Here is a 6,659-nt window from a genome sequence, read left to right as displayed (position 1 = left end):
CGACGACGGAGACCATTCTCTATGTCGAACTCGGCCGGGGCGCGCGCGGCAAGAGCCATGACTGGGCGGGGACGCTCAACCTCGAAGGCGGCGAATTCCTGAGCGTGGAGCCGCGTTTCCGCGGCGCCGAGATCGTCTCGCCGCTGGAGGGCGAGGACGAGGCGGCGGTGCTGCCGACGCTCGACCTGACCGGCGGCAGGGTGACCTTTTCCGTCACCGCCGCCGCCAACCCCAACAATGTGACCCCGGCGACGCAGGGCTTTGCCATCCGGCTCAAAGCGCAACCGGGTGCGAGGCTGAAGGCCGAGATCTCCGGCAAACAGCTCGACATCGCGATTGAGGACCTTTTCGAGGGCGCGGTCTCGGGCAATCTCGGCCCGATCGACAGCCCCGCCTACCGTTTTCACGCCCTGCCCCGCCCGCATCAATGGCAATGGCAGGGCAGCGTGGCCCTCGGCGCGCTTGAGGCCGGCGAGAATATCTATGTGCGACTGCGCGAGAAAACCGGCCAGATGGCCTGGACCTCGCCGATTTTCTGCAGAAAGGAGGCGTAATCGGACCAGTCAGACTTCGCGGGTCTTCGTACCGGCGTGAACCAGGCAATCGGGGCGGGATATCGCCGGATTGCCATCAGAAAGGAAAGGCCGACCGAAACGGGCGGTATTCCAACAAGCGGGAACTTTTCAAAACCGGTCCGCACAGCGACCGGAGGGAGAACAGGCAATGAAGCATTTCAAGACATTCACCGGCGTGCTGCTGGCCGCCAGCGCCCTGATGTCCGTTTCGGCGGGCGCCGTCGAACTCAACATCGTCCATGGCGCGATCGGCAAGGACAACGAGGTTCTGCGCAAGGAGCTCGACCGCTATGAGGAGAAGACCGGCAACACGGTCAACATCGTCTCCATGCCGGAATCGACCACCGACCAGTTCGGCCAGTACAAGCTCTGGCTTTCGGCCAAGTCGCCGGATATCGACGTCTACCGCATCGACGTCATCGGTGCGCCGCAGCTGGCCGACCATTTCATCGACCTGACGGAGGCGACCGCCGATATCATCGACCAGTTCGTGCCGGCAGCCGTCGAATCGCAGACCGTCGACGGCAAGCTCGTGGCCCTGCCGATGTTCCTCGGCGCCCCGGCGCTCTACTACCGCACGGACCTCCTGGAAAAATACGATCAGCCGGTTCCCGAGACCTGGGACCAGATGACCGAAACCGCGAAGATCATCATGGATGGCGAGCGGGCCGAGGGCAATGGTGACATGTGGGGCTTCGTCTTCCAGGGCGCGCCCTATGAGGGGCTGACCTGCAACGGCCAGGAATGGATCTACTCCTATGGCGGCGGCCGCATCGTCGAGCTTGACGGCTCGATCGGCATCAACAATCCGGAAGCGGCCGAAGCGCTGAACATGGCGAAATCCTGGGTCGGCACGATCGCGCCCCAGGGCGTGCTCAACTACATGGAAGAGGACGCGCGCGGCGTGTTCCAGTCCGGCAATGCCGTGTTCATGCGCAACTGGAACTACGCCTATGCGCTGGCCGACGGTCCGGATTCCCCGGTCAAGGGCAAGTTCGACGTGACCACGCTGCCCGTCGGCGGCGAAGGCGACAGTTCGGCGGCGACGCTGGGCGGCTGGCATCTCGCCGTTTCCAAATATTCGCCCAATCCGGACGAGGCGATCGAACTGGTGAAGTTCCTCAACAATTTCGAAAACCAGAAGGAACGCGCGATCGAGACCTCGCGTCCGCCGACGGTGACGGCCGTCTACGACGATCCGGAAGTGGCCGAGGCGCAGCCCTTCATTCCGCGCTGGAAGCCGGTCGTGCTCAACGCCCTGCCGCGTCCTTCCGCCGCAACGAAGCGCAAATACAACGAAGTCTCCTCGGAGTTCTGGACCGCCGTGCATGATACGCTTGCCGGCGACGGCACCGCCGAGCAGAACCTCGCCAAGCTGGAAGCAAAGCTGAAGCGCCTGCGCGGCAACGGCTGGTAGGACCGGTCGGCGCCGTGCGGTTAATGTGCGCGCGGCGCCGTCTCAACCAATGACAAGAAGGGAACGGAACATGGCAGAACCGGTCGAAAAATCGACCCTGTCACAACAGCGGGTGATTTCCGCCAGGGTCTTCCTGGCGCCGATGCTCGCGGTGCTTGCCGTGGTCGCGGTCTATCCGCTGGTCAAGACGATCTATTTCGGCTTTACCGACGCCTCGATCGATTTTCCCGGCCAGGCGCAATGGGTCGGCTTCCGAAACTATCTCGAATATCTCGATTATGGCGGCGGCGAAGGCGAGTATTACGGACTGCTCGCCGACCCGGACTGGTGGCGGGCCGTGTGGAACACGCTGCGCTTCACCTTCTTTTCGGTGCTGTTCGAAACCATTTTCGGCATGGTCATCGCGCTCGTGCTCAACACCCAGTTTCCCGGCCGCTCGCTGGTGCGCGCCGCCGTGCTGATCCCCTGGGCGATCCCCACCATCGTCTCGGCCAAGATGTGGGCCTGGATGATGCATGACCAGTTCGGCATTCTGAACGACATGCTGATGAAGCTGCATATCATCGCCGAGCCCGTGGCATGGACGGCCGATCCCGATACCGCCATGCTTGCCGTGCTGATCGTCGACATCTGGAAGACCACGCCTTTCATGGCGCTTCTGATCCTCGCCGGCCTGCAGATGGTGCCGAAGGACATGTATGAGGCGGCCAAGCTCGACGGCATTCATCCCGTCCGCGTGTTCCGCAAGGTCACCCTGCCGCTGATCATGCCGGCCGTGCTGGTGGCGATCGTTTTTCGCGCGCTCGATGCGCTGCGCGTCTTCGACATCGTCTATGTGCTGACCCCCAACAATGCCAATACGGCCACCATGTCGGTTTTCGCGCGCGAGAACCTGTTCGATTTCGATCGCTTCGCCTATGGCTCGGCGGCCTCCACGCTGCTGTTCCTGATCATCGCGCTTCTGACGATCGGCTTCATCCGCGCCACCCGCATGAACCTTGGAGGCGACAGATGACCGTCCCCGCACCGATCAAACGCATCGCCTTCTATGCCCTGGTTCTGGTTATCCTCGCCCAGGCCCTGTTTCCCTTCTACTACGCCATCCTGACGTCGCTGGAGAATGGTCAGGCGCTGTTTGAGGTGAACTATCTGCCGAAGGCGCTGACCTTCGCCAATTATCAGCACATGCTGACCGACGGCGTCTTCGGCCACCAGATCTTCAATTCTGTGTTCGTCGCCACCGTGGTCGTCATCTTCTCGCTGTTCCTGGGCGTGACGGCAGCCTTTGCGCTCAGCCGCATCCGGTTCAGGGGACGCGGGATGCTGCTCTTCACCATTCTGTCGGTGTCGATGTTTCCGCAGATCGCCGTGCTCTCCGGCCTGTTCGAGCTGATCCGCGCCTTTGGCCTCTTCAACTCGCTGTGGTCGCTGGTGTTTTCCTACATGATCTTCACCCTGCCGTTTACGGTCTGGGTGCTGACCACCTTCATGCGCGACATGCCGATCGAGATCGAGGAGGCGGCGATCATGGACGGGGCCTCCTCGTTCACCATCATCCGCCGCATCTTCCTGCCGCTGATGTGGCCGGCGATGGTGACGACGGGCCTGCTCGCCTTCATCCATGCCTGGAACGAGTTCCTGTTCGCCCTCACCTTTCTCTCCACCGACAGCCAGCGCACCGTGCCGGTGGCGATCGCGATGATCTCGGGCCTTTCCGAATTCGAGGTGCCGTGGGGCAATATCATGGCGGCCTCCGTGATCGTCACCGTGCCGCTGATCGCGCTCGTCCTCGTCTTCCAGCGAAAAATCGTTTCCGGCCTCACAGCCGGCGCCGTGAAAGGATAGTCTCATGGCCTCCATCGAACTCAACAAGATCTGCAAGTCCTTCGGCCATGTCGAGGTGCTGAAGGATATCGACCTCAGCCTCGAAAAGGGCGAATTCGTCGTCTTCGTCGGCCCGTCGGGCTGCGGCAAGTCCACGCTTTTGCGGCTGATCGCCGGGCTGGAGGATATTTCCGGCGGCGACCTGATGATCGACGGCGAGCGCGTCAACAATGTGCTGCCGGCAAAGCGCGGCATCTCCATGGTGTTCCAGTCCTACGCGCTCTACCCGCATATGACGGTCTACGAGAACATGGCCTTTGGCCTGGAACAGGCCAGGCTCGACAAGGCCGAGGCAGACAAGCGCATCCGCGAGGCGGCCGAGATGCTGCAGATCACCCCCTATCTCGACCGCAAGCCGCGCCAGCTTTCCGGCGGCCAGCGCCAGCGCGTCGCCATCGGCCGGGCGATCACCCGCCAGCCGCGGATTTTCCTGTTCGACGAGCCGCTCTCCAACCTCGACGCGGCACTCAGGGTCGATACCCGCATCGAGATCGCGGCGCTCCACAAGCGCATGAAGGGCGTCACCATGATCTATGTAACCCACGACCAGGTTGAGGCGATGACGCTTGCCGACCGCATCGTGGTGCTGAACGCCGGACGGGTTGAGCAGGTCGGCACGCCGATGGAGCTCTACATGAAGCCCGCCAGCCGCTTCGTCGCCGAATTCATCGGCTCGCCGCGCATGAATGTGATCGAGGGTGAGATTGCTGACGGGTTCGGCGCGGCGGCCTGCGGCATCCGTCCCGAACATCTTGCGATTTCCCGCGAGGATGGCCGCTGGGCCGGCAAGGTTCTGCTGTCCGAAGAGCTCGGCAGCGACACCTTCATTCATGTCGAGACCGATGAGGCCGGCATGCTGAACGTGCGCGCTCCCGGGGCGCAGGATTTTTCAGCCGGCGAGACGGTCTATGTGACGCCGGACGAGGCGGCGCTGCACCGTTTCGACAAGGCGGGCGTCGCGGTTTAGGGGGCGAGCGATATGAACAGCAGCTTCAGACCATCCGCGCCGCCGCGCCCGATCTCGGTCATCGGCAATGCCAATCTCGATCTCGTCACCGGCAGCGTTCATGACTGGCCGGACTGGGGGACGGAGGTGTTTCTCGACAAATCCGATTTCCGCATCGGCGGCTCGGCGGCCAATACCGCGCTCGTGCTGCAGCGCCTCGGTCAGACCGTCGGCCTCGTCTCGGCAACCGGCAGCGATGCCGCGGGCGCAATGATCACGCGGCAGTTCTCCGGCCCGCTCGACAGGATCGCGACCCGGCCCGGTCCAACCTCGATCTCCGTCGGCGTGCTGCAGACGGGCGGCGAGCGCAGTTTCTTTTCCACCAACGGCCATCTTGACGGGCTTGATGCGGCCTTCTTCTCTTCAGCCCTTGAGGACTGGCCGCTTGAAGGCGCGATCGCGCTGGTTTCCGGCGGTTTCGCCCTGCCAGGACTTCTCGATGAGCATACGGCCTTTCTTGAGCGGCTCAGGGCGCGCGGCGCGACCATTGCCATCGATCCCGGCTGGCCGGGCGAGGGCTGGAGCGATGCCGCAATCGCCAAAGCCCGTGAATGGACCCGCCTCGCCGACCATATCCTGCTGAACGACAAGGAAGTCCTTGGCCTTTCCGGCGAAAAAACCGTTCATGCCGCCTGCCGCACGCTCAGCCCCCATATGCGCCCCGACGCCACCCTCGTCGTCAAGCGCGGCGCGGAGGGTGCTGCCTGCTATCATGCCCGCAACTATCTGGTCGAACATGCCGAGCCGCTCGCGGTGATCGACACGGTCGGCGCCGGCGATGCCTTCAATGCCGGCTATCTGAGCGCCGTCGCGGAAGGGGCTTCCGACCGTTCGGCGCTTCGGCGCGGCATTGATGTGGCCAGCGCGGTGATCAGCGAATTTCCCCGCAGTTCCGCCCCCCTCAGTCTTCAACGGAGCCAGCCATCATGCGCAATATCCTCCTTCTGATCGCCGACGATCTGGGGCGCATGACCGGCTGCTACGGCGAGACGGCGATCGCGACGCCCAATATCGACCGTCTGGCCGCAAGCGGCACGCGCTTCGACATGGCCTTCACCTCGACCGCCTCGTGTTCGGCCAGCCGCTCGGTGATCTATACGGGGCGCCACACCCATGAGACCGGGCAATACGGCCTCAACCACGACCACCACCATTTCATGACCTTCGATCATGTGGAGACCGCGCCGGCGCTTCTGAACGCCGCCGGCATGAAGACCGGGATCATCGGCAAGATCCATGTCGGACCGGATGCGGCCTATCCCTGGCAGGTGCGCGCGGAAAGCTGGGAACGTGACGTGCGCCGGACGGCAGACCGCGCGGCAGCCTTTTTCGACAGCGCCAAGGCTGAGCAGAAGTCCTTCTTCCTCACCATCGGCTTCATCGATCCGCACCGCGACGAGACCCGCGGCGGCTTCGGCAATGACCGCTCCTATCCCGGCGTCGAGGATCGCATCTTCGCGCCGGAAGACGTCACCGTGCCGCCCTTCCTGACCGACCTGCCGGAAGTGCGCCGGGAACTCGCCGATTATTACCGCTCGATCCACCGCCTCGACCAGGGCGTCGGCATGGTGCTCAATGAACTGGAAAAGGCTGGCCTTGCCGATGATACGCTCGTCGTCTTCCTCTCCGACAACGGCTCCCCCTTCCTCAATTCCAAGACCACGCTTTACGATGCCGGCGTGCACCTGCCGCTGATCATCCGCAAGCCCGGCGGCCGCGCGGGCGTTGCAAACCCCAATCTGGTGTCTTTCACCGATATCCTGCCGACCTTTCTCGA

General features: G+C 63.4%; 6 protein-coding genes and 1 pseudogene. All 7 read left to right on the top strand.

The genetic code is table 11. From position 1 onward, the window contains the following. A pseudogene (locus AC5DC2_RS17120) lies at window positions 1-554 on the top strand (hypothetical protein); the annotation flags it as partial. Between the two features lie 169 nt (window positions 555-723). Continuing rightward, a complete protein-coding gene (locus tag AC5DC2_RS17115) occupies window positions 724-1,992 on the top strand; it encodes an ABC transporter substrate-binding protein (RefSeq protein WP_491699346.1) in 1,269 nt (422 codons plus the stop codon). Window positions 1,993-2,062: 70 nt separating this feature from the next. Next, the gene (locus AC5DC2_RS17110) at window positions 2,063-3,007 is read left to right on the top strand and encodes a carbohydrate ABC transporter permease (RefSeq protein ID WP_491699345.1); all 945 of its coding nucleotides are present in this window, start codon (window positions 2,063-2,065) and stop codon (window positions 3,005-3,007) included. Continuing rightward, a complete protein-coding gene (locus AC5DC2_RS17105) occupies window positions 3,004-3,837 on the top strand; it encodes a carbohydrate ABC transporter permease (protein WP_491699344.1) in 834 nt (277 codons plus the stop codon). Before AC5DC2_RS17110 ends, AC5DC2_RS17105 begins: the two co-directional genes overlap by 4 nt. Before the next feature lie 4 nt (window positions 3,838-3,841). Beyond that, complete coding sequence (locus tag AC5DC2_RS17100; RefSeq protein WP_491699343.1) at window positions 3,842-4,843, top strand: ABC transporter ATP-binding protein; 1,002 nt, start codon at window positions 3,842-3,844, stop codon at window positions 4,841-4,843. Between the two features lie 12 nt (window positions 4,844-4,855). Continuing rightward, the gene (locus AC5DC2_RS17095) at window positions 4,856-5,830 is read left to right on the top strand and encodes a carbohydrate kinase family protein (RefSeq protein WP_491699342.1); all 975 of its coding nucleotides are present in this window, start codon (window positions 4,856-4,858) and stop codon (window positions 5,828-5,830) included. After that, the coding region (locus AC5DC2_RS17090; RefSeq protein WP_491699341.1) for a sulfatase family protein at window positions 5,809-6,659 on the top strand (851 nt) is incomplete at its 3' end. The genes AC5DC2_RS17095 and AC5DC2_RS17090, both read left to right, overlap by 22 nt.

It is taken from the genome of Martelella sp. (assembly GCF_984369615.1).
Note: the sequence above shows the minus strand (reverse complement) of the source record. Positions and strands in the feature narration are given on the sequence as shown.